Raw genomic sequence first — 24,026 nt, forward strand, 5'->3', positions numbered from 1 at the left:
GACAACGCCAGCCCCACATCGTGCGCGGATACTTCGGCGGCCAGCACGTCCGCTACATCCTCGACGAGTGAACCCCATGAGTTTCTGATCAATAGGTCGAGTTGAACACCTCGGGGACCCCGCGCTCGATGCCGAGGAGCTGGTACGCGGCCTCCATGCCGGTGCGTACCGAGTACTCGGTCGTGAAGACGGTGTCCCTGGTGGTCTCGGCGAACTGGCCGATGAACGCGAAGTTGACGGCTCCCTCCGGCACCACGGCCGGCCGGTCGCCCGCCCGGCGGGGCAGGAAGAACGACGTGACGTACGGCATCATCACCGGCACGCACCGGGCGGCGGTCGCCGCCAGCTCGGGGATGTCCTCGACGGGGACGCCGAGGTGGAAGAGCCACTCCTGGGTGATCTCCTCGCCGGTGCACTCCTGCATCGGCTTCGTCACGTAGTCGCCCGGCCGGTCCGCGAAGAGGCCGTAGAGCCAGACGACGATCTGGTCGGCGGGCTGCCGCTTGAAGCGGGGCTGCCGGTTGACCGTCCAGCTCAGCAGCCAGCCCGAGTCCTTGACGGTCACGATGCCGCCGGTGACCACCCGACCGCTGAAGGGGTCCCGCTTGGCGATCTTCTGGATGTACCGGGGGATGCGCGGGTCGAGGGTGGTGACCGTCGCGGACTCCCACTTGCTCCGGGGGATGTCGTCGCAGAACACCTCCGGCCGGCCGAAGGACGGGTCCTGCCGGGCGATGCGGCGCCACAGGTCCCACGCCGGTGAGGGGCCCTCGTCCAGCCGGGCAGGGGTGTGGTGGTCGCCGCTGTCGGAGTTCTCCGTGAGCGAGCCGATCGTCGTGAGGGCGAGGTCGTCCTCGCCGAGGTCGACACCTCCCTGCTCGCCGGCCTCGAGCCAGTGGATCCGGGTGGCGGTCCTGCGTCCGGTCGCCGTGTCGACGACGAAGTCGATGTCGGTGACCTCCGTCTCGAAACGGAAGGTCACCCCCTGGTCCATGAGCCAGCGCGTCAGCGGCAGCACGAGCGACTCGTACTGGTTGTACTTGGTGAACTTCAGCGCGGTGAAGTCCGGGAGCCCGCCGACGTGATGGACGAAGCGGTGCAGGTACAGCTTCATCTCCAGCGCGCTGTGCCACTCCTCGAAGGCGAACATCGTCCGCCAGTACAGCCAGAAGTTGCTGCGCAGGAAGTCCTCGCCGAGGACCTCGTCGATGCGGCGCCCCTCCATCTCCTCACGGGTGGCGAGGAACAACTTGACGAGGTCCTTCTGCGCTCGGTCGGAGAGGGTGAACAGCCCGTCGGTGTGCGCGTCCTGGCCCTGGCGTTCGGTCGCGCGCCGGAGCGAGGAGTTCGGGTCGTCCTTGTTCAGCCAGTAGAACTCGTCGAGCACCGACGCTCCCTCGATCTCCAGCGAGGGTACGGAGCGGAAGAGGTCCCACAGGCACTCCATGTGGTCCTCGAGCTCGCGGCCGCCGCGGATGACGAAGCCCTTCTTCGGCACGTCGATGCCGTCGAGGGCGCCCCCGGCCGGCTTGAGGCGCTCCAGGACCGTGATGCGGTTCCCCGCGAGCCCGCCGTCCCGGATCATGAACGCCGCCCCGGCGAGCAGTGAGCGACTCCGCAGCCGGGTGCCGGTGCTTTGTGGGGGATTGGTGCGACTTGGGGGAGGGGGGTCGGGGACCCGGGGGAACTCGTGCTGCCAGAGGGGTTGTCAGTGCAATTTCACATTACTATGTTACAGCGCATACGGGGTGATGAACCGCTGTCATGCGCCGTGCGAACCACCGCAGTTCTTGCTCGGCGATCCCCGCACTTACCCCCCTCAACTGCAGGAGTTCTGTTGTTCCTCCACAGACGTGTGCGCTCGTCCCTGCTCGCTTCCGCCATCGCCGTCACCCTCCTCGGCTCCGCCGGCCAGTCGGCCGTGTCGGCGGCGGACACCGAGGACCGGCCCGCCCCGGCGGCCCCGGTAGCCGGCCCCGCGGCGCCGCAGGCCAAGCCCGCGGCCAACCCCTTCGACGAGGTCGAGCACCTCGCCACCGCTCCCGGCAACACCTTCGGGCCCGCGCCCGCCCCCGGCGGTCTCGCCGCCGGCCGCGTCGCCGGAAAGGCCAAGGCGACCGCCGGGACCAGCGCGAAGACGACGGCCAAGACCACCGCCAAGGCGACGGCCGAGGCGACCACCTCCACCGCGCGGACCACCGCCGAGGCCGCCGGCGTCACGGCCGCGGGCGTGCCCTGCACGCTCGACGGCATCGCCGGCCTCTCGCCGGAGCAGTTCGCCGACTTCCTCGCCGACCCCGCGGTGACGTCCGAGTCCTGTCTGAACGGCCTCATCTGGACGTGGGACGCCCGGCTGACCCCCGTGATGTCCGACGCCCACGTGCAGGCCGTCGCCCGTCGCATATCGAGCCTGGCCGCCTCCCACGACGGCAAGAACTCCTCGCACCTGGAGGAGATGTTCACGTACCTGCACGCCGTCGTGTACCACGACTTCTCGCGCGGTGAGATCGACGTCACCGACGCGCCCACCGTGACCGCGATGACCCAGGCCGTCACCGCCTTCGGCAACGCCGCGCGCACCTTCGACGTCACCAAGAGCAACGCGACCACCCTGCGTGAGGCCCTCTACGCCGCGAGCGGCCCCGGCCTCCGCCAGCACCAGCTCGGCCTGATCAAGCGGGTCCTCGCCACCATGGACCCGTCTCACACCGCCACCAACCAGGACGCCTCCTGGGCCGGGGCCGCGCTCGCCGCGCTCTCCGTCAACTACCTCGGCGTCTACCCGGGCAACCAGGACTCCGGATTCCACGCCGCCGTCGCCGCCGACCCGTCGTACCGCGCCGTCTTCAAGGCCTTCGCGACCTACGGACACCTGAAGGGCACCGACAACGCCTGGGTCGCCCGGGACGCCCTCAGCGAGTACGGCCGCATCGGCCAGGTCGAGAGCCTCAGGACCGAGATCGTCGCCGGACTCGGCGGCCTGCTCGGCACGGTCGTGAACACCTTCGGCAGCGGCAGCCAGCAGTGGGCGAAGATCGTCTCGTGGCTCAACTTCTACGACGCCTGCGCGCCGTACGGCGTGTGCAAGGCGGACATCGAGAAGCAGATCTTCCCGTACACGTACTCCTACGACAACGGCGCCCTCAAGGTCCGCACCGGCCTCGACCGGGCGACCGTCGACCAGCTCTACTACGCCAGCAAGCTGGTCAAGTCGCAGTTCCACCGCGTCCTCGGCACCGAGCAGGAGCTCGCCGGCGACCCCAACACCACCCTGAACATCGTGCTCTACGCCTCCCGCGCGGACTACGAGAACTACCACCCCATCCTGACCGGGATGGACACCAACAACGGCGGCATCTACATCGAGCGCGGCGCCACCTTCTACACGTACCAGCGGCGCGTCCCGCAGGACTCCTCCCTCACCCTCGAGGAGCTGTTCCGCCACGAGTACGTCCACTACCTCAACGGCCGCTACGCCGTCCACGGCTTCTTCGGCGAGGGCCCGTGGTACCAGAACGACCGCACCACCTTCATGGACGAGGGCACGGCCGAGTTCTTCGACGGAGCCACCCGCGACAACGGCATCGCCGTCCGCAAGTCGCTCGTCCGCGGCGTCATCGGCGACACCGCCAACGGCGGCCCGCGCATGAGCGTCGGCCAGATCGTCAACGCCACCTACTCCGGCGACGGCTTCCGCTTCTACAGCTACGCCGGCACCTTCTTCGAGTACCTCTGGACCGAGCGGCCCGGCTTCCTCCGCGAGATGTACCGGCACCTGCGGGCCAACGACGTCCAGGCGTACGACTCCTGGCGCAACCGGATGGCCTCCGACGCCAACATCCAGAGCGAGTACAACCGCTTCCTCGACCGGCAGATCGCCAAGGTCGACGAGCTGTTCGTCCCGAACACCACCTACACGCCCAACGACCAGCTCCGTGACTCCGCCCTCGCGAACGTGAAGTCCACGTTCGCGAGCGCCACCTCCAACAACCCCGACTGCGTGGAGAACGGCGACCCGGGCAAGCGCCGCTTCACCTGCACCGGCCGGATCACCGCCAACCTGTCCAACTGGGCCAGCGAGGACCAGAACTTCAAGGACATGTCCGAGACGGTCGACTACTTCATCCTCGACCGCGCGGGCGCCGCGTCCAACAACCTCGCCGACATGAACTGCTCCTTCGGACCGATCGACATCTGGTCCACGAAGGTCGCGGGCACGTCGAGCTTCAGCTGTGAGGGCCCCCTGCGCAGCTGACCTTCACTGTCCGGGCCGGCCTCACCCACGGGGGAGGGGCCGGCCCGGCTTCGGTTTTCCCGCATCACCGGCACGTTCCCCCGAACCCGTTTCCGGAGGCAGTACCTCGTGAGCACCACCCCGCACTCCGTGCGCACCACCGACTACCACGCCGCAGGCGAACCGTTCAGGATCGTCGACCAGGACCTCCCACCGATCCCCGGCGACACCGTCGCCGAACGCCGCGCCACCGCCGTCGGCGCCGGGAGGACCGCCACGGACCCACGCCCGGGACCGCTCGACGACGTACGCCGTCTCCTCGTCCAGGAACCCCGCGGACACGCGGGCATGTACGGGGGCTTCGTCGTCCCCGCCGACGACGACGGCGCCCACTTCGGCGTGCTGTTCTGGCACAAGGACGGCTACTCCACCGCGTGCGGCCACGGCACCATGGCGCTCGGCGCCTGGGCCGTCGACACCGGCCGCGTCGCCGCCCCCGACGACGGCGACGTCTCCGTCCGCATCGACGTGCCCTCGGGCCGCGTCACCGCGACCGTGCACCGCGAGGCCGGCCGCACCACGGGTGTCACCTTCCGCAACATCCCGACCTTCGTCACCGCCCGCAAGGTCGCCGTCACGACCTCCTTCGGAGCCGTCGAGGTCGACCTCGCCCACTCCGGCGCCTGCTACGCCTCCGTCGCGGCCGTCGACCTGGGCCTCGACACCGGCAAGGCCGCGCTCCCCGCGCTCGTCCGCGCCGGCCAGGAGATCCGCGCCGCACTCGCCGGCCACCCGGCCACCCGCCACGCCGACGACCCGCGCCTCTCCGGCGTGTACGGCGTCATCCTGTACGAGGAACTGCCGGAAGCCCCCGGCGCCGACGGCCCGCGCCAGCGCAACGTCACCGTCTTCGCCGACGGCCAGATCGACCGCTCGCCGTGCGGCTCCGGCACCTCCGCGCGGCTCGCCCTCCTCGCCGCCGACGGACGCCTCGGCCCGGGGGACACCCTGACGCACGAGTCCGTCGCCGGCACCGTCTTCACCGGCCTCCTGCTGCCCGGGGGAGTCACCGAGGTCACCGGCACGGCCTACCGCACCGGCACCCACACCTTCCTCCTCGAACCGCACGACGACCTGGGGACGGGGTTCCTGCTGTGACGCACCTGACCCAGATCGACGCCGCGACGATGGCAGGACTGCTGGGCCCGGCCGAGGCGATCGACGTCCTGGCCGAGGTCCTGTGCGCCGGACTCGACCCGGAGGAAGGGCCGGCCCGCACCGCCGTCCCCGTTCCCGCGGGCGAACTCCTCCTCATGCCCGCCGCCTTCGGCCCGTACGCCGGAGTGAAGATCGCCGGCGTGGCCCCCCACAACCCCGCCGCGGGCCTGCCCCGCATCACCGGCTCCTACCTGCTCCTCGACGGCCCGAGCCTGCGACCGGTCGCCCTCCTCGACGGCGCCGCCCTCACCGAACTGCGCACACCGGCCGTCTCCGCGCTCGCCGTGCGCCATCTGACACCGAACGCCGGCCCCCTGCGCCTGGTCCTCTTCGGGACAGGACCGCAGGCGTACGGGCACCTGGAGGCCGTCCTCGCCGTACGCCGGGTCTCCGCGGCGATCGTCGTGGGGCGCAACCAGATCGGCGCGCGCGCCCTCGCCGGATACGCGCGGACGCTCGGCGTCCTCGCCAGGACCGGCACGCCCGACGACGTGGCCAAGGCCGACCTCGTCGTCTGCTGCACCACCGCCCGTGAGCCCCTCTTCGACGGAGCCCTCGTGGCCCCCGGCGCCACCGTCGTGGCCGTCGGCTCGCACGAGCCGGACGCCCGCGAGACCGACACCGGGCTCGTCGCCCGCTCCGAGGTGTACGTCGAGGCTCGCGCCGCCGCGCTGCGCGAGGCCGGCGACCTGCTCGTCCCCACGGCCGAGGGGGCGATCGAGGAGGACCACGTCGTGGGGAACCTCGCCGAACTCGTGACCGGGCGCCGCACTCCCACGACCGAGCGCCCGCGCTTCTTCAAGAGCGTCGGCATGGCCTGGGAGGACCTCGCCGTCGCCGGCGCCCTGTACGAGGCGGCACTCGCCGCCTCCTAGTCGGATCGCTGATCACTGATATCCGAACGCCCCGGCCCCGCACACGCGGGACCGGGGCGTTCGTCATGTTCAGGCGGCCTCGGGGAAGTGGCAGGCGACCTGACGGGCCTCGCCCGGGGAGGCGATCCGCAGCAGCGGCGCCTCCGTCCGGCAGATCTCCTGGGCCTTGGGACACCTCGGGTGGAAGGTGCACCCCGGCGGAGGAGCGGCCGGGCTCGGCGGGTCCCCGAGCAGCGTGATCCGCTCCCTGGCCCGCTCGGCCGCCGGGTCGGGCAGCGGCACGGCGGAGAGCAGCGCCCGCGTGTAGGGGTGCGCGGGAGCCGCGTACACCCGCTCCTTCACCCCGATCTCCACGATCCGGCCCAGGTACATCACCGCGACCCGGTCGCAGACGCGCTTGACGACCGAGAGGTCGTGGGCGATGAAGAGATAGGCGAGCCCCAGTTCCCGCTGGAGCCGTTCCATCAGATTGACGATCTGGGCCTGGACGGACACGTCGAGCGCGGAGACGGGCTCGTCGGCGACGACGAGCCGCGGGCTGGTCGCCAGGGCCCGGGCGATGCCGATGCGCTGCGCCTGGCCGCCGGAGAACTCGTGCGGGTAGCGGTCGATGTGCTCCGGGATGAGCCCGACCAGATCCATCAGCTCCACGGCCCGCTTGCGCGCGTCGGCCGCCGAACTCCCCTGCACCATCAGTGGATCGGAGATGATCCGGGCCACGGTCTGGCGGGGGTTGAGCGAGGAGTGCGGGTCCTGGAAGACCATCTGCAGGTCGCGGCGGAGCGGCTTGAGCGCCCGCTGCGACAGATGGCTGATGTCACGGCCGTCGTACGAGACGGAGCCGGCGGTCGGTTCCAGGAGCCGCACGATCATCCGGCCCGTCGTGGACTTGCCGCAGCCGGACTCGCCGACGAGGCCCAGGGTCTCGCCCGCCGCCACGTCGAAGCCGATGCCGTCGACGGCCCGGACGGGTGCCGAGCGGGCCCGGCGTCCCGGGAAGGTCATCGTCAGGTCCCGGACGCTGAGCAGGGGCGTGGAGGTCGAGCTCGTGTCCGCGCCCGAGGTCGCGGTGATGGTCGTGGTCATGAGGCGACGCCTTCGTACGCGGGGAAGTGGCAGGCGGCCGGATGCCCCTCCGGGCCGACGAGCAGCGGGCGTTCGCTCGTGCAGCGGGCCCGCTCCTCCTCGGAGCCGACGGCCGCCCGGGGGCAGCGGGGCGCGAAGGCGCAGCCCGGCGCGGGGTCGAGCAGGGACGGCGGGCTGCCCGGTATCGCGCGCAGCGGGGCGTCGTCCTCGTCGTCGAGCCGGGGCAGCGAGTCCAGCAGACCGCGCGTGTAGGGGTGGGCGGGGGAGGCGAAGAGCGAGTCCACCGGGGCGTGTTCGGCGGCCCGGCCGCCGTACATCACCAGGACGTCGTGGGCCACCCGGGCGACCACGCCAAGATCGTGCGTGATCATGACGACGGCGAGCCCCCGGTCCTGCTGGATCCGGGCGATCAGCTCCAGGATCTGGGCCTGGACGGTGACGTCCAGAGCGGTCGTCGGCTCGTCGGCGATCAGCAGATCCGGTTCGCAGGACAGGGCCATCGCGATCATCACGCGCTGGCGCATGCCGCCGGAGAACTGGTGGGGGTACTCGCCGGCCCGCCGGCGCGGTTCGGGGATGCCGACCTCGCCGAGGGCCTCGACGGCCCGCTCCCGGGCGGCCGCGCGGCGGGAGCCGAAGTGGACCCGGTGGTGCTCGGCGATCTGCTCCCCGACGGTGTAGTACGGATGCAGGCTGGACAGCGGGTCCTGGAAGATCATGGCCATCCGCCGGCCGCGTAGCCCGTTGAGCTCGCGGTCGGAGAGGCCGATCAGTTCGCGTCCGTCGAGCCTGACGGAGCCGGTGACCTCGGCGCCGGTGTGCAGGCCCATGACGGCGAGCGAGGTCACGGACTTGCCGGAGCCGGACTCGCCGACGATGCCGAGGGTCCGGCCCGGCAGCACGTCGAAGGCGAGGGAGTCGACGGCCCGGACGGGGCCGCGCTTCGTCGGGAAGGTGACCGTGAGGTCCCGTACCGAAAGAAGGGATGCGGGGTCGGCCATCAGTACCTCACTCGCGGGTCGACGACGGCGTACAGCAGGTCGACGGCCAGGTTGGCGACGACGATGAAGGTGGCGGCGAGCAGCGTCACCCCGAGGATGACCGGCTGGTCACCGGTGGACAGGGCGCCGTAGAAGAGGCGGCCGATGCCGGGCAGGCCGAAGATGGACTCGGTGATCACGGCCCCCGCGAGGAGTCCGCCCAGATCCATGCCGAAGATGGTCAGGATGGGCGTCATGCCCGCGCGCAGCCCGTGCTTCACCACGACCGTGCGGCGCGGGAGCCCCTTGGCGCGCGCGGTGCGGATGTACGGCTCCGCCATGGACTCGATCATCGAACTGCGGCTCTGGCGCGCGTACATCGCGGCGTACAGGATCGCGAGCGCCAGCCAGGGGAGCAGCAGGTTGGTGGCCCAGGACAGCGGATCGTCGCCGAAGGCCACGTACTGCGGGTAGGGCAGCAGCCCGGAGACCCGGATCAGCCCGAAGATCAGCAGCACCGAGGTGAAGTAGACGGGCAGCGAGGCCGCGGCGACCGCGCCGACCATCAGGGCCCGGTCGGTGAGGGTGTCCTTGTGCAGAGCGGCGGTGACACCGGCGGTGATCCCGAGGACCAGCCAGATCGCGGCGGCGCCCAGGGCGAGCGAGGCCGAGACGGGCAGCCGGTCCACGAGCAGGTCCCACACGCTCTGGCTGTTCTCGTACGAGTAGCCGAGACACGGGAAGTCGCACTCCAGGGCGTACTGGCCGGTGCCCATCGTGCGGCCGGTGAAGATGCCGGTGACGAAGTCGGTGAACTGGCGCCACAGCGGGGCGTCCAGGCCCATGTTGGCGCGGATCGCCTCCAGCCGGTCGGCGCTGCACGACTTGCCGCAGGCGGCGGCGGCCGGGTCGGAGGGGAGGACGTAGAAGATGGTGAAGGTGACGGCGGCGATGGCGAGCAGGACGCCGAGCACGCCCAGGAGCCGGCGGCCGAGGTAGAGGATCACGCGCCGCTGCCTCTCGGGTCGAGGATGTCGCGCAGCGCGTCGCCGAGCAGGGTGAACGCGAGCACGGTGAGGAAGAGGCAGAGGCTCGGGACGAGGAAGTACATCGGGTCCGTGTCGTAGTACGCGACGCTCTCGGCGATCATCTGGCCCCAGGACGGGGTCGGCGGGCGGACGCCCACGCCGAGGTAGCTGAGGGCCGCCTCGGTGGCGATCATCCCCGGGACGATGAGCGTCGTGTACGCGATGACCGGCCCGGCGACGCCCGGCAGGATGTCGCGGGCGAGGATCCGCCAGGGCCCTGAGCCGCCGACGCGGGCGGCGTCGACGTACTCGCGGTGCTTGAGCGACAGGGTCTGGCCGCGGACGACCCGGGCGATGCCGGGCCAGCCGAAGAGCCCGATGACGGCGGTCATCAGGACGATCCGGTTGACGTCCCGCGCCACCGACATCATCGCGATCATGAAGATGAGGGACGGGAAGGACATCGTGAGGTCCATCAGCCGGGACAGCACGGTGTCGACACGGCCGCCGAAGTAGCCGGCGGCGATGCCGGCCGCCGTCCCGGCGGCGACGACGATCGCCGTCGCCGCGAAGGCGATGAGCAGGGAGACCTGGGCGCCGTGCACGACCCGGGAGAACAGGTCGCGGCCGGTGACGGGTTCGACGCCGAGCCAGTGCTCGGCCGAGACGCCGCCGAGCGGACCGATGGGCAGGCCGCCCAGGTACGGGTCGACGGCGCTCTTGTCGAACTCCTCGGGGCCCCAGCCGCCCAGCGAACCGATCAGCGGGGCGGCGGCGGTCATGAGCGCGAAGAACGCGACCACGGCGAGCGAGAGCTTCACGGACGTGCGGCGGCGCAGCTCCGCGCGGGCGAGCTGCCAGGGACCGCTGCCCGACCGCACGGCGGTGGCGGTGGCGACGCCGGCCGGTGGTGAGGTGGCGCTCGGAGGGGAGGTGGTGGGTGTGGTGTTCATCGGGCCGGTTTCCTTCAGTTCGCGCTCTTCGCGGGGGCCTTGAGGCCGACCGTCGCGTAGTCGATCTGTCCGCCGAAGGAGGTGTGGCCGAAGGCGCCGGCGATGTTGGTGCCGATCAGCAGGGGCTTGCGCTCGACGACGGCGGGCGCCGTGGGGGCCTTGGCGAGGATCTGGGCGTCGAGGTCCTGCCACGCCTTGTTGGCCTGCTCGGCGTCGGTCATCGCGGCGATCTCGTCCATGCGCTTCATCGTGGCGTCGTCACGGAAGAGCGAGTGGTTGCCGGAGTTGCCCTTCTCCTTGATGTAGCGGCCGTCGAAGACGAACGGCAGGAAGGTCGAGCCGGAGGGGAAGTCCGGGCACCAGCCGGTGTAGGCGAGGTCCGTGCGGTTCTTGGTGTCGCCGATCGTGTCGTAGAAGGCGGACGGGTCGACGGTCTCGATGGTGACCTTGATCCCGGCGCGGCCCAGCGACTGCTGGATCGCCTCGCCGATGGCCTTGTCGCCGGTGGAGACGGTGATGCTGGTGGAGATCCCGCCGCCCTTGCCCGCCTCCTTGAGGAGCTGCTTCGCCTTCTCGACGTCGCCGGTGAGCGGGATCTTCAGGGTGTCGGGCTGCTTGCCGCCGGGGAAGAGCAGTCCGGGCATGTGCGCGGTGGCCGGGTCGTTGAGCGCGGGGCCGCCGGTGGCGGTGACCAGTGCCTCACGGTCGAGGGCGTACTGCACGGCCTGGCGCACCTTGACGTTGTCGAACGGCGCGCGGCCGGTGTGCATCTGGACCATCTCGGTACAGCTGGTCGACTCGGCGAGGAGCCGCGCCCTGACGTCCGGCTTGGTGAGCACCTTGGGCGTGGACTCGGGGCGGAGCGAGGCCCAGGCGACGGAGGAGCCGTCGGCGCCGGCGGAGGCGATGAGACGGTCGTCGATCTGGTTGGCCTTGAGGCCCATGGTGACGACGATCCGGTCCGGGTAGGCCTTGCGCACGGTGTCCGTGGCGGCGCTCCAGTGGGTGTTGCGCACGAGGACCATCTGCTTGTCCCGGGCGTACGACTCGATCTTGTACGGGCCGGAGGAGAAGGGCCGGTTGTCGTACTGCGGGCCCTTGTCCTGGGACTTGGGCACGGGGCTGAAGGTGGGCAGCACGGTCGCGTACGGGAACTCGGCGAAGGGCTTGCGGAGCTCGAAGACGATCGTGCGGTCGTCCGGGGTCTTCACGGAGTCGAGGTGCTTGCCCTGCGCGGGGCCCTGGTAGCCCTCGGCGCCGACGAGGTAGCGCGCCGCGTAGTCGGGGCCGCCGGGCAGGTCGGGGGAGAAGGACCGCTCGACGTTGTACTTGACGTCCTGGGCGGTGATCGGGGTGCCGTCCTCGTACTTGAGGCCGGGCTTGAGTTTGAAGGTCCAGGTCTTGGCGCCGTTGGAGGAGACACCGAGGTCCTCGGCGAGGTCGGTCGTGAGCTCCCCGCCCTTCGCGCCGGGCTCGGCCTTGTACGTGAGGAGGGTGCGGTAGAGCAGACGCGTGCCGAAGTCCATGTCGCCCACCACCCAGTTGCGGGCCGGGTCGAGGTGGGTGAAGTCCTGGTTGGAGAGGACGGTCAGCGTGCCGCCCTTCTGCGGGGTGCCGCCGACGACCGTGCCGTTGTTGGAGACGGCGGGGTTCTTGCCGCGGTCCCGGGTGCCGCCGGACTTCTCACCGTCGCCGCAGCCGGTCGTACCGAGGGCGAGGGCCGTCACCAGAGCGGTGGCGAGGGTGTACGTGCGCTTGTTCATGAAGGTCACTCCGAGAGAGCGGTGGGACAGCCCGTTGGCTGGAATGTGACCTGTAACATAGTAATGTGAAATTGCACTGACAAGGCATCCGGAAGTCCGTTACTCATCCGTGTCCAGGCGGTGGTCGGAGAAGGGTCCGGCGGCTGGAATGCTCCGTTTCGGGGTCTTGGCAACTCCAGTGCAATGTGAAATATTACTGATGTGTCCACGAGAAAACCCTCGGATGTCATCGTCGTCGGCGCCGGCGTAGTCGGCGCGGCCTGCGCCTACTACGCCGCCCAAGCCGGCCTCTCCGTCACCGTCGTCGACCGCGGCTCCGTCGCGGGCGGCACGACGGGAGCCGGTGAGGGAAACCTCCTGGTCTCCGACAAGGAGCCGGGACCGGAGCTCGAACTCGCCCTCCTCGCCAACACCCTGTGGCGGGAGCTGGCGGACGTGCTCCCGCCGCACGTCGAGTACGAGGCCAAGGGTGGCCTCGTGGTCGCCTCGGGCGAGTCGGGGATGCGCGCCCTGCGCGACTTCGCGGCCCGCCAGGAGAAGGCGGGCGTCACCGCCCAGGAGGTCCCCGGGGACCGGCTCCACGATCTGGAGCCCCACCTCGCTCCTGGCCTGGCCGGAGGCTTCCTCTATCCACAGGACTCCCAGGTGATGCCCGCCCACGCCGCCGCCCAGCTGCTGCGCGCCGCCGGCGACCGCGTCCGGCTGCACCTCGGTGAAGAGGTCACCGGCCTCCTCACCGGCGCCTCCGGAGAGATCCGCGGGGTGCGGACCGCGGCCGGCGAGCTCCATGCCCCGTACGTGGTGAACGCCGCCGGCACCTGGGGCGGCGCCCTCGCCGACCTCGCGGGCGTCCACCTCCCCGTACTGCCCCGAAGGGGCTTCGTCCTCGTCACCGAACCGCTGCCCCGCGTGGTGCGCCACAAGGTGTACGCCGCCGACTACGTGGCCGACGTGGCCAGCGGCTCGGCCGCCCTCCAGACGTCGGCGGTCGTCGAGGGCACCCCTGCCGGACCCGTCCTGATCGGGGCCAGCCGGGAACGGGTCGGCTTCGACCGGACGCTCTCCACCGAGGTCCTGCGCCGCCTCGCCGCCGGGGCCACCACCCTCTTCCCGGTCCTCGGCGCCGTCCGGGCCATGCGGACCTACCTCGGCTTCCGCCCGTACCTGCCGGACCACCTGCCCGCCATCGGACCCGACCCGCGCGTCCACGGACTGCTGCACGCCTGCGGCCACGAAGGGGCCGGGATCGGCCTCGCGCCGGTGACCGGACTGATCGTCGCCGCCTGTCTCACCGGCGGCGACCCGCCCCTCGCCATCGACCCGTTCCGGCCCGACCGGTTCGGCACGTCCACCCCCTGATGCGCACCACCCGTACCGGCCCGACCGGTTCGGCACGTCCACCCCCTGATGCGCACCACCCGTACCGGCACCGTCATGAGAGGAGGGCCCGTGGCCCGCACGCCCGCCGACCTCGTCGGAGCACAGCCCGATCCGCCGTTCGAGATCACCTTCGACGGCCGGACCGTCACCGCCCTGCCCGGCCAGACCGTCGCCGCCGCCCTCTGGGGCGCCGGCATCCTGGCCTGGCGCACCACCCGCGAAGGGGGACGGCCGCGCGGCGCGTTCTGCGGCATCGGGCAGTGCTACGACTGCCTCGCCACCGTCAACGGCGAACCCAACCGCCGCGCCTGCCTGGTCCCCGCCCGCCCCGGCGACGCGATCACCACCCAGGAAGGGCACGGCCATGACCGCCTCGCAGTCTGAACCGGACGGGACGCGCAAAGAGCGCGGGGCGCGCGAACCGTACGACCTCGCGGTCGTCGGCGCGGGTTCCGCGGGGCTCGCCGGTGCCGTCATCGCCTCCGAACTCGGGCTCTCCGTCGCCCTCCTCGACTCCTCCACCCAGTCCGGCGGACAGTTCTACCGGCACCCGGCTCCCGCCCTCGGGGCGGTGCGCCCCGAAGCCCTGCACCACGACTGGTCCCCCTTCTCCGACCTGCGGCGCAGGCTCGGGGCGAGCACGGTCGACCACCTCACCGGGCATCACGTGTGGTCCGCGGTACGGGAGCCGGGCGACGCCGACGAGAGCTGGACGCTCCACGCGGTCACCGGCGCCGACGGCACCGAGGAGCGCCCCGTCCGGATCCGCGCCCGGGCGCTGCTCCTCGCCACCGGTGCGTACGAACGCCAACTGCCCTTCCCCGGCTGGACCCTGCCCGGTGTCGTGGGCGCCGGCGGGGCGCAGGCCATGCTCAAGTCCGGGCTCGTGCTGCCCGGACGGCGCGTCGTCGTGGCCGGCAGCGGCCCTCTGCTGCTCGCCGTCGCCTCGTCGCTCGCCGCGGCGGGCGCGCGGGTCCCGGCCGTGGTCGAGGCCGCGGGCTATCTGCGGTACGCCCGCAACCCCCGTGCGCTCGTGACCAACCCGGCGAAGGCCGCCGAAGCCCTCGTGCACGGGGCCGCACTGCTCAGGCACCGTGTGCGGGTGCTGCCACGCAGTGCGGTCACCGAGGTGCACGGCACCGACCGGGTGGAGGCCGTCGCGGTCAGCCGCCTGGACGGCGACTGGGCGCCCGTCCCAGGGACGGGCCGGCGGATCGCCTGCGACGCGCTCGCCGTCGGGCACGGCCTGGTGCCCCAGATCGAGCTGGCCACGGCCGTCGGCTGCGCCACCCGCGCGCTGCCCGACGGAACGCTGGGACTCGCCCTGGACGACCTCCAGGAGTCCTCGGTGGCCGGCCTGTGGGCGGCGGGTGAGACCGGCGGCGTGGGAGGCGCCGAACTCGCCCGTACCGAGGGCGAGCTGGCGGGGCGGGCGATCGCCGCCCGGCTGCGGGGCCGCCGTGCGGAGGCGGGCGCGGGCCGGGTCGGCGAACTACGGCGCCGCCGGGACCGGATGCGCGCCTTCGCGGACGTCATGTCCGCCGCCCACGCGCCGGGCCCCGGCTGGCCCGCCTGGCTGGAGGACGAGACGGACGTGTGCCGGTGCGAGGAGGTGACCGCGGGGCGTGTGCGCGAGGCGGTCACCGACCTCGGCGCGCGGGACGCGCGGACCGTCAAGCTCCTCACACGAGCCGGCATGGGCTGGTGCCAGGGGCGGATGTGCGGGACGGCCGTGGCCTGCCTCGCCGCCCGCGGCGGCACCGTCGAACCGCCCGCGGAACGCCGCCCGTTCGCCGTCCCGGTACCCCTCGCGACGCTCGCCGCCCTCGACGAACCGTCCGAATAGCTCCGGGGGGAGAGGCCCTCGGGCCTCTCTTTCCTCCATGTAAAATGTCACACACTACAGAAAGCGGGCCGTCGACATGACCGCCACCACCTGGAACACCGACCGACCCTGGCGCGGCATCATGGTCGCCACCACCCTCCCCTTCCGCGAGGACCTCTCCGTCGACCACGACGCGTACGCGGAGCATGTGGCCTGGCTGATCGCCAACGGCTGCGACGGTGTCGTCCCCAACGGCAGCCTCGGCGAGTACCAGACCCTCACCGACGCGGAGCGCGCCCAGGTCGTCCGTACCGCCGTCGCGGCCGCCGGCGACGGGGCGAGGGTCATGCCGGGCGTCGCCGCCTACGGCAGCGCCGAGTCCCGCCGCTGGGCCGAGCAGGCCGCCGAGGCCGGTGCCGGTTCGGTCCTGCTCCTGCCGCCCAACACGTACCGCGCCGAACCGGCCGCCGTGCGCGCCCACTACACCGAGGTCGCCAAGGCCGGGATCCCGATCGTCGCGTACAACAACCCGATCGACACCAAGGTCGACCTCACCCCCGACCTGCTGGCCCGTCTGCACGGCGACGGCAGCATCGTCGCGGTCAAGGAGTTCAGCGGTGACGTCCGCAGGGCGTACGAGATCGCCGAACTCGCCCCCGAACTCGACCTCCTGATCGGCGCCGACGACGTCCTCCTGGAGCTGGCCGTCGCGGGTGCGGTCGGCTGGATCGCCGGCTACCCCAACGCCTTCCCCACGAGCTGCGCCGAGCTGTACCACGCGGCGGTCGCGGGCGACCTCGCCACCGCCCTACCGCTCTACAAGTCCCTGCACTCCCTCCTGCGCTGGGACTCGAAGACGGAGTTCGTCCAGTCCATCAAGCTCTCCATGGACATCGCCGGCCGCCAGGGCGGTCCGACGCGCCCGCCGCGGCACCCGCTCACGGGCGCGATCGAGGCCGGCGTGCGGACCGCCACCGAGAAGGCCGTCGCCGACGGCCACCGCTGACCGCTCCCACCGCTGACCGCCTCCGCCGGCCGTCACCACGGTCGGCCACGGCAGTCGGTCCCCGCTGTCCGTCGAAAGGAACCCCCGTGCGCACCCGTCATGTCTTCCACGCGGTCGACTCGCACACCGAGGGCATGCCCACGCGCGTGATCACCGGTGGTGTCGGGGTCGTTCCCGGCGCCACGATGGCCGAGCGCCGGCTGCACTTCATCGAGCACATGGACCACCTCCGTACGCTCCTGATGTTCGAGCCGCGGGGTCACGCGGCGATGAGCGGCGCGATCCTCCAGCCGCCCACCCGGCCCGACGCCGACTACGGCGTCCTCTACATCGAGGTGTCCGGACTCCTGCCGATGTGCGGTCACGGCACCATCGGCGTCGCCACCGTCCTCGTCGAGACGGGCATGGTGCCGGTCGTCGAGCCCGTCACCACCGTCCGCCTCGACACCCCCGCCGGCCTCGTCAGCGTCGACGTCCAGGTGGAGAACGGCGCCGCGAAGGCGGTCACGCTCACCAACGTGCCCGCCTTCAGCGTGGCCCTCGACCGCACGGTCGACGTCCCCGGGTACGGGAAGGTCACCTACGACCTGGCCTTCGGCGGCAACTTCTACGCGTTCGTCGCACTCGACTCCCTGGGCCTGCCGTTCGACCGCGACCACAAGGACGAGCTGCTCGCGGCCGGACTCGCCGTCATGGACGCCGTCAACGCCTCGCCCGACCGGCCCGTGCACCCCACCCAGCCGGAGATCGCCGGACTCAAGCACGTGTACCTCGCGGCGCCCGGCTCCGACGCCCGCCGCTCACGGCACGCGATGGCCATCCACCCCGGCTGGTTCGACCGCTCCCCGTGCGGCACCGGCACCTCGGCGCGCATGGCCCAGCTCCATGCCCGCGGCGAACTCCCGCTCGACACCGACTTCGTCAACGAATCCTTCATCGGTACGGAGTTCACCGGCCGGCTCACCGCCGAGACGGAGGTCGGCGGCCTGCCCGCCGTCGTCCCGACGGTCACCGGACGCGCCTGGATCACCGGCACCGCGCAGTACTTCCTCGACCCGGACGACCCCTTCCCCGGAGGCTTCCTGCTGTGACCGACGCACTTTCCACCGTCATCTCCCACAACCCCGCCGACCCGGCCGACGTGCTCCTGCGGATCCCGGCACCGGGCGCCTTCACGGCGGTCGACACCGTCGAGCGCGCCCGGGCCGCCCAGCCCGGCTGGCTGCTCGCCGGGGCGGCGGCCCGCTCGGCCGCCCTGGGCGCCGTCGCCGCCGCCGTCGAGGCCGCGGCCGAAGAACTCGCCGCGCTCGCCGTACGCGAGGTGGGCAAGCCGCTCGCCGAGGCCAGGGCCGAGGTCGCCCGTACCGCGGCCATCTGGCGCTACTACGCCCAGGCACCGTTCCAGCCGACCGGCGAGGTCCACGAGACCGCGGCCGGCGCCGGGCTGCTCCTCACCCGGCGCCGCCCGCACGGTGTCGCGGGGCTCATCACGCCCTGGAACTTCCCCTTCGCCATCCCGACCTGGAAGGCCGCCCCGGCGCTCGCCACCGGCAACACGGTCGTCCTCAAGCCCGCCCCCGAGGCCACCGCGTGCGCCCAGCGGCTGGCCGAGATCGTCCAGCGGCTCCTGCCCGAGGCGGTGTTCACCGTCCTGCCCGGCGGGGCGACCGAGGGCAACGCCCTCGTCTCCGCCGCCGACGTCGTCTCCTTCACGGGCTCCACCCCCGTCGGCCAGGCCGTCGCCCGGGCCGCGACCTCCCGGGGCATCCCCGTACAGGCGGAGATGGGCGGACTGAACGCCGCGCTCGTCCTGCCGGACGCGGACATCGAGCAGGCGGCCGCCCACATCGCCGCCGCCGTCGCCGGGTACGCCGGCCAGAAGTGCACCGCCACCAGCCGCGTCATCGCGGTCGGCACCGCGCTCGACCCGCTGCGCGAGGCGCTCTCCGAAGCGCTGCGGGCCGTCCCCGTCGGCGACCCCGCCGACCCGGCCACCGTGTGCGGGCCGCTCATCCACGAGCACGCCCGCGACCAGGTCGGCGAGGCCGCCCGCGGTCTCTCCGTGCTCGCCGGCGGCACCGCACCCGACCGGAACGGCTGGTACGCCGCCCCGACCCTGGTCGAGAAGGTCTCCCCGGGACACCGGCTGCTGCGCGAAGAGGTCTTCGGCCCCCTCGCGTCCCTGCTCGCCGCCGAGGACCTCGCCCACGCGATCCGGATCACCAACTCCGTGCCGTACGGTCTGGTCACCTCGGTCCACACCGCCGACCTGAACACGGCACTGACCGGCCTCGACCTGCTCGACACCGGCATGATCCGGCTCAACGCCCCGTCCACCGGCGTCGACTTCCACCTGCCGTTCGGCGGCTCCAAGGCCTCCAGCCACGGACCCCGCGAGCAGGGCCGGGCAGCCCTCGAGTTCTACACGTCGAGCCGGACGTACACCCTGGCACCCGCGGGCCCCGCGGCGTGACATCGTACGGTGGTGATGTCAACCGGAACGAAGGGATCACCACCGTCATGGGGCACCTGACCCACCGCGACCTCAACGCCTCCCGGGAGCGGCTGCGCGACCAGGTCGCCCATGCCCTGCGAGCCGCCCTGATCTCGGGCGAGCTCCGCCCCGGGGTGGTGTACTCGGCGCCGACCCTCGCCGAGGACTTCGGGATCTCCGCCACCCCGGTCCGCGAGGCGATGCTCGACCTGGCCCGTGAGGGCCTCGTCGAGCCCGTCCGCAACAAGGGGTTCCGGGTCACCGAGGTCGACGAGCGCGACCTCGACCAGTACACCGAGATCCGTGCGCTCATCGAGATCCCGATGGTCGGCAGGATCACCCGGATCGCCGCCCGCGAGGACCTGGAGGCGCTGCAGCCGGTCGCCGAGGACATCGTGCGCGCCGCCCGCGAGCACGACCTCATCGGCTATCTGGAGGCGGACCGACTCTTCCACCTCACGCTGCTCGGCCTCGCGGGCAACGAACGCCTCGTCGAGACCGTCGGCGACCTGCGCAAGCGGTCCCGCCTGTACGGACTCACCGCCCTGGACGAGAGCGGCGACCTCATCCCGTCGGCCGAGGAGCACCTTGAGCTGCTCGACCTGATGCTCGCAGGCGACGCCAAGGGCGCGGAGAAGTGCATGACCCGGCACCTGGGACACGTCCGCTCCCTGTGGGCCAAGGGCGACCGGCCGACCGGGAGGTAGCGGAACCGGCCGACGGCCGGACAGGGGCTCCTTTCGACGGGCGGGCGAACGGCGCCCCTCGATGCCATGTCACATCTGACCGGCCGCCCGCGGCCGTGGAAGGAACCCATGAATCCCGCGTACGCGACCGTCGACCACACCTTCACCGTCCCCCTGGACCACCGGGCGCCCGACGGCCCCACCATCGAGGTCTTCGCCCGGGAGGTCGCCGACCCGGCCCGCGCCGCCGAGGAGCTCCCCTGGCTGCTCTACCTCCAGGGCGGACCCGGCGGCAAGTCGCCCCGGCCGTCGGCCGGTTCCCCCGGCTGGCTGGCCCAGGCGCTGAGGACCCACCGCGTGCTGCTCCTCGACCAGCGCGGCACCGGCCGCTCCACCCCGGTCACGGCGAGGTCAGCCGCCCGGTTCGCCTCGCCCGAGGACCTCGCCGGGTACCTCGCCCACTTCCGGGCCGACGCGATCGTCGCCGACGCGGAGTACATCCGCCGCGAACTCTGCGGAGACACCCCCTGGGAGACCCTCGGCCAGAGCTACGGCGGCTTCATCACCCTCACCTACCTCTCCCACGCGCCGGGGGGCCTGAAGGCCTGTTACGTCACCGGCGGCCTGCCCGGCCTCACCGCCACCGCCGACGACGTGTACGCCCACACCTACCCCCGCGTCCGCGACCGCGTCCTCGACCTCTACGCCCGCTACCCCGAGGACGCCCCCCGCCTCCGGAAGATCGCCGACCTCCTCGCGGCCGACGACGTCCGCCTCCCGAACGGCGACCGACTCACCCCGCACCGCCTGCGCACCCTCGGGCTCTCCCTCGGCATGGGCGACGGATTCGAGCGCGTCCACTGGCTCCTCGACGAAGCCCTCGACGCGTCACCCGGCGCGGACGGAGAGTTGAGCGACACCTTCCTCCACCAGGTGATGACCCTCACCGGCTTCACCGACAACCCCCTCTTCGCCGTCATGCAGGAGACGCTGTACGGACAGGGGGCCGGACCGACCGGCTGGGCCGCCTCCCGCGCCCTGGCCGGTTTCCCCGAGTTCGCAGAGGACGCCGACCCCCTCCTGCTCACCGGCGAGATGATGTACCCCTGGATGTTCCGGGAGATCGCGGGCCTGCGCCCCTTCGCGGACGCCGCCGACCTGCTGGCCGCGCGCACCGACTGGCCGTCGCTCTACGACCTGGACCGTCTCGCCGCCAACGAGGTCCCGCTCGCCGCGGTCGTCTACCACGACGACATGTACGTCGACGCGGGAATCTCCCTCGCCACCGCCCGCCGGATCGGCGCCTCCCGCGTCTGGGTCACCAACGAGTGGGAGCACGACGGGGTCGCCGCCTCCGGCGGCCGCGTCCTGGCCCGCCTGATGGATCTGGCCGCAGGCCGCGTGTAGCCCCCGCCCTTCCTCTCACCCTCCGGCTCCCGCCCATGGAGCCGGAGGGCTTTCGCGTTCCCCCGGATGGATGTGGCTGGATGGCGTCATTCGCCCGAACAAACCTCACGCGAAACAAGATCACTGCTTTGAGGTAATGCCCTCGGTCTGATGCGGTGAGCGGGTCTTACCGGCCGTCACTGTTGCCCGGGATCTGGGGGAATTCCCAGAGATTGACCCCCTTTTCCTCTCTTTCCGCGGCCAGGGCCCGTGCGCCGGCCGTCGTCCACCCGAAGGAGAACTTGCCCCGATGACCGTTGAGACCGGACCGGAAGCGCAGGTGACGCCGCCCCGGCAGTCCAGCCTGAGCACCGTGGCTGCCCGGAACCTCGCCACCACGACCAAGTCCACCCCGCAGAGCTCCTCCCGCTGGCTGCTCCGGATGCTCCCCTGGGTGGAGACGAAGGGCGGCGCCTACCGGGTGAACCGCCGACTGAGCTACACCGTCGGCGACGGCCGCATCGACTTCGTCCAGGACGGATCACACGTCCGCGTGATCCCTCAGGAACTCGGCGAACTGGCCGAACCGTCACGGCGAGGCCGAGATCGCGATGTCCGCCGGCCACACCGGCGAGGCCACGTTCCCGGGCGCCTTCGTGGACTACGAGCTCAAGCCGCGCGAGTACGAACTCTCCGTCGCCCAGACCGTCCTGAAGGTCCACACCCGGGTCGCCGACCTCTACAACGGGCCGATGAACCAGACGGAGGAACAGCTCCGGCTCACCATCGAGGCGCTGCGCGAGCGCCAGGAGCACGAGCTCATCAACCACCCGGAGTTCGGCCTCCTCCACAACGCCGACTTCAAGCAGCGGATCCAGACGCACTCGGGTCCGCCCACCCCTGACGACCTCGACGAGCTGCTGACCCGCCGCCGCGGCACCAAGATCATCCTCGCCCACCCGCGGACGATCGCGGCGATCGGGCGCGAGTGGAACGCCGCCGGCCTCTACCCGGACACGGTCGACCTCGAAGGACACCACGTCCCGTCCTGGCGCGGGGTCCCGATCCTGCCCTGCAACAAGATCCCCATCAGCAAGGAGAACACCAGCTCGATCCTCGCCATGCGCCTCGGCGAGGACAACCAAGGCGTCATCGGGCTCCGCCAGACCGGTCTGCCCGAGGAGTACGAGCCGGGCCTGTCCGTGCGGTTCATGGGCATCAGCGAGCAGGCGATCATGTAGTACCTGGTCACCACGTACTACTCCGCCGCGATCCTGGTGCCCAACGCGCTCGGCGTACTGGAGAACGTCCAGATCGCCCGCAGGCGCGGCTAGGTGTATCGACCCCGACACCGAGGACAGCGAGTACGAGAAGAAGCTGATCGCCGAGCTGCACCGCCTGGAGTCGGCGCAGGCCGAGGTCCTGCTCGACCACCTCGGCGTCATCGGGCAGGACGACACGCTCGTCGACGCCGGCTGCGGCCGCGGCGGTTCGAGCGTCATGGCCCACCAGCGCTTCGGCTGCAAGGTCGAGGGCGTCACCCTCTCCTCCACGCAGGCCGAGTTCGGCAACCGGCGCGCGAAGGAGCCCGGCATCGAGGACCACGTCCGCGCCCGTGTCTGCAACATGCTCGACACCCCCTTCGAGAAGGGCAGCGTCGCCGCCTCGTGGAACAACGAGTCGAGCATGTACGTCGACCTGGACGACCTCTTCGCCGAGCACTCCCGCTTCCTGAAGGTCGGCGGCCGCTACGTGACCATCACCGGCTGCTGGAACCCGCGCTACGGCCAGCCCTCGAAGTGGGTCTCGCAGATCAACGCGCACTTCGAGTGCAACATCCATTCCCGCCGTGAGTACCTGCGCGTGATGGCCGACAACCGCCTCGTCCCGCAGGCGGTCGTCGACCTGACGCCCGCGACGCTGCCCTACTGGGAGCTGCGCGCCACGTCGTCGCTGGTCACCGGCATCGAGGAGGCGTTCATCGAGTCGTACAAGGACGGCTCCTTCCAGTACGTCCTGATCGCGGCCGACCGGGTCTGACCGATCGTCGTCCGAGGGCCGGGCCGTCATCCGACGCGCCCGGCCCTCCTGCTTCCTCCGACCACCGACATGAGTTAGGTTAGGCTTGCCTAAGTAGCGACTTGGGTATCTCCTTCCGTCACCCCTGGAGGCCTCGGATGCGCCCCTTCGGTACCCCCGTCACCCAGCCCACCGCCGCGGAGCGCGTCCGGTCGATCCTGGCCTCGGCGCACTCGATGACGGTCGTGACCGACGGACGCCGACAGGAGGTCCACCTCCTGGACGGCACGGGGCCGATGGGCCACATCCACCTCCACGACCCGTCCGAGGGCGTCCACGAAGGGCAGGGCGCGCGCATCCCCGTACGCCTGGAGTTCACGGACATCGCCCCCACCGCCGTGCGCGAGCGACTGCGGGCGCGCGTCACCCTGACCGGACTGCTCGGCGCGGACTCCGCGCACGACGCGACCGAGAGCACCTGCCTGGAGTTCGGCCAGGCGCTGCTCGAGGACGCCGAGGGGCGTACGTACGTCACCCTGGACGCGCTCCACGCGGCGGACGTCGACCCCATCGCCACCTGCGAGGCGTCCATGCTCACCCACCTCGTCGACGGCCACGCCGAGCTCGTGCCGCTGCTCCTGCGCCTCGTCCGGCCGCGCCCCGACCGCCGCCTGGTCCGCGCCCTCCCCGTCGCCCTGGACCGCTACGGAATCACCCTGCGCCTGGAGCACCCCGTGGGCCATCAGGACGTCCGGCTGCCCTTCCCCACCCCGGTCGCGGTCATCGACGAGGCCGGCCCGCGGATCCACGCCCTCCTTGCCGCGGCGCGCCGGTCCTCGCACCCCAACAGCCTGCTGACCTGACGGTTCCGCGCGTCGACCGCTTCCTCAGCGCGGCCCCGGCAGGTAGTACGCGCGGTTGTGGGCGGCCACGGGTGGCGACTGGAAGGTCCAGGCGCCGGACGCGGGAGTGGCGCCCACCAGGGCGGCGACGTCCTGTCCTAGGTGTATTGCCCCGGGAGGTTGTGGACGGGTGATGCAGGTCTCGGCTGAGACTGCTTGAACGGGTGAGGGCCTTCCGGGTTCGGTGTGGA

The 24,026-nt window shown here is 71.7% G+C and carries 18 protein-coding genes and 2 pseudogenes; 14 read left to right on the forward strand and 6 right to left on the reverse strand.

The window, feature by feature from the left end:
* Window positions 1–88 precede the first annotated feature (88 nt).
* Window positions 89–1,621 carry an oleate hydratase gene (locus ACWFR1_RS36765; protein WP_453559568.1) on the reverse strand — a complete coding sequence of 511 codons (1,533 nt, stop codon included), beginning with the start codon at window positions 1,619–1,621 and terminating at the stop codon, window positions 89–91.
* A gap of 216 nt (window positions 1,622–1,837) precedes the next feature.
* Between ACWFR1_RS36765 and ACWFR1_RS36770 the strand changes: the two genes are divergently transcribed.
* From ACWFR1_RS36770 to ACWFR1_RS36780, 3 genes are all read left to right on the forward strand, one after another.
* Window positions 1,838–4,255, forward strand: coding sequence for a collagenase (locus tag ACWFR1_RS36770; RefSeq protein WP_453559526.1), 2,418 nt, complete (start codon window positions 1,838–1,840; stop codon window positions 4,253–4,255).
* Window positions 4,256–4,363: 108 nt separating this feature from the next.
* Window positions 4,364–5,392 (forward strand): proline racemase family protein, encoded by a 1,029-nt coding sequence (locus tag ACWFR1_RS36775; protein ID WP_453559529.1) that lies wholly within the window; start codon window positions 4,364–4,366, stop codon window positions 5,390–5,392.
* A gap of 29 nt (window positions 5,393–5,421) precedes the next feature.
* Window positions 5,422–6,327 carry an ornithine cyclodeaminase family protein gene (locus ACWFR1_RS36780; RefSeq protein ID WP_453559570.1) on the forward strand — a complete coding sequence of 302 codons (906 nt, stop codon included), beginning with the start codon at window positions 5,422–5,424 and terminating at the stop codon, window positions 6,325–6,327.
* A gap of 69 nt (window positions 6,328–6,396) precedes the next feature.
* On the opposite strand, the gene ACWFR1_RS36785 is transcribed toward ACWFR1_RS36780, so the two are convergent.
* From ACWFR1_RS36785 to ACWFR1_RS36805, 5 genes are read right to left on the reverse strand one after another with little or no spacing between them, the layout of a single operon-like run.
* Window positions 6,397–7,413: an ABC transporter ATP-binding protein gene (locus ACWFR1_RS36785; RefSeq protein ID WP_453559532.1), complete on the reverse strand. Its 1,017-nt coding sequence runs from the start codon at window positions 7,411–7,413 to the stop codon at window positions 6,397–6,399.
* Window positions 7,410–8,414 carry an ABC transporter ATP-binding protein gene (locus ACWFR1_RS36790; RefSeq protein WP_453559535.1) on the reverse strand — a complete coding sequence of 335 codons (1,005 nt, stop codon included), beginning with the start codon at window positions 8,412–8,414 and terminating at the stop codon, window positions 7,410–7,412. The genes ACWFR1_RS36785 and ACWFR1_RS36790 overlap by 4 nt, the downstream gene beginning before the upstream one ends.
* On the reverse strand, window positions 8,414–9,400 hold the full coding sequence (locus tag ACWFR1_RS36795; protein WP_453559537.1) for an ABC transporter permease: 987 nt from the start codon (window positions 9,398–9,400) through the stop codon (window positions 8,414–8,416). Before ACWFR1_RS36795 ends, ACWFR1_RS36790 begins: the two co-directional genes overlap by 1 nt.
* Complete coding sequence (locus ACWFR1_RS36800; protein ID WP_453559540.1) at window positions 9,397–10,374, reverse strand: ABC transporter permease; 978 nt, start codon at window positions 10,372–10,374, stop codon at window positions 9,397–9,399. The genes ACWFR1_RS36795 and ACWFR1_RS36800 overlap by 4 nt, the downstream gene beginning before the upstream one ends.
* A 14-nt stretch (window positions 10,375–10,388) precedes the next feature.
* A complete protein-coding gene (locus ACWFR1_RS36805; RefSeq protein ID WP_453559543.1) occupies window positions 10,389–12,137 on the reverse strand; it encodes an ABC transporter substrate-binding protein in 1,749 nt (582 codons plus the stop codon).
* Window positions 12,138–12,338: 201 nt separating this feature from the next.
* Here ACWFR1_RS36805 and ACWFR1_RS36810 point away from each other — a divergent pair, with 201 nt between their 5' ends.
* The 11 genes and pseudogenes from ACWFR1_RS36810 to ACWFR1_RS36860 all read left to right on the forward strand — a co-directional run bounded on the left by ACWFR1_RS36810 (window position 12,339) and on the right by ACWFR1_RS36860 (window position 23,796).
* Window positions 12,339–13,496, forward strand: coding sequence for an NAD(P)/FAD-dependent oxidoreductase (locus tag ACWFR1_RS36810; protein WP_453559545.1), 1,158 nt, complete (start codon window positions 12,339–12,341; stop codon window positions 13,494–13,496).
* Between the two features lie 90 nt (window positions 13,497–13,586).
* Window positions 13,587–13,901 carry a (2Fe-2S)-binding protein gene (locus ACWFR1_RS36815; RefSeq protein WP_453559548.1) on the forward strand — a complete coding sequence of 105 codons (315 nt, stop codon included), beginning with the start codon at window positions 13,587–13,589 and terminating at the stop codon, window positions 13,899–13,901.
* Window positions 13,882–15,363 (forward strand): FAD-dependent oxidoreductase, encoded by a 1,482-nt coding sequence (locus ACWFR1_RS36820; protein WP_453559550.1) that lies wholly within the window; start codon window positions 13,882–13,884, stop codon window positions 15,361–15,363. Before ACWFR1_RS36815 ends, ACWFR1_RS36820 begins: the two co-directional genes overlap by 20 nt.
* A gap of 76 nt (window positions 15,364–15,439) precedes the next feature.
* On the forward strand, window positions 15,440–16,348 hold the full coding sequence (locus ACWFR1_RS36825) for a dihydrodipicolinate synthase family protein (protein ID WP_453559552.1): 909 nt from the start codon (window positions 15,440–15,442) through the stop codon (window positions 16,346–16,348).
* A gap of 86 nt (window positions 16,349–16,434) precedes the next feature.
* Window positions 16,435–17,439: a proline racemase family protein gene (locus tag ACWFR1_RS36830; RefSeq protein WP_453559555.1), complete on the forward strand. Its 1,005-nt coding sequence runs from the start codon at window positions 16,435–16,437 to the stop codon at window positions 17,437–17,439.
* Window positions 17,436–18,821 (forward strand): aldehyde dehydrogenase family protein, encoded by a 1,386-nt coding sequence (locus ACWFR1_RS36835; RefSeq protein ID WP_453559558.1) that lies wholly within the window; start codon window positions 17,436–17,438, stop codon window positions 18,819–18,821. The genes ACWFR1_RS36830 and ACWFR1_RS36835 overlap by 4 nt, the downstream gene beginning before the upstream one ends.
* A 47-nt stretch (window positions 18,822–18,868) precedes the next feature.
* Window positions 18,869–19,549, forward strand: a complete 681-nt coding sequence (locus ACWFR1_RS36840; protein ID WP_453559560.1) for a GntR family transcriptional regulator — start codon at window positions 18,869–18,871, stop codon at window positions 19,547–19,549.
* 108 nt (window positions 19,550–19,657) lie between these two features.
* Window positions 19,658–20,935, forward strand: coding sequence for an alpha/beta fold hydrolase (locus tag ACWFR1_RS36845; protein ID WP_453559563.1), 1,278 nt, complete (start codon window positions 19,658–19,660; stop codon window positions 20,933–20,935).
* 289 nt (window positions 20,936–21,224) lie between these two features.
* Window positions 21,225–22,248, forward strand: a pseudogene (locus ACWFR1_RS36850) (family 2B encapsulin nanocompartment shell protein).
* 13 nt (window positions 22,249–22,261) lie between these two features.
* Window positions 22,262–22,954, forward strand: a pseudogene (locus ACWFR1_RS36855) (SAM-dependent methyltransferase); the annotation flags it as partial.
* 137 nt (window positions 22,955–23,091) lie between these two features.
* Window positions 23,092–23,796 carry a DUF2470 domain-containing protein gene (locus tag ACWFR1_RS36860; protein WP_453559565.1) on the forward strand — a complete coding sequence of 235 codons (705 nt, stop codon included), beginning with the start codon at window positions 23,092–23,094 and terminating at the stop codon, window positions 23,794–23,796.
* Window positions 23,797–24,026 lie beyond the last annotated feature (230 nt).

The sequence above is a fragment of the Streptomyces sp. NPDC055103 genome, assembly GCF_053607625.1.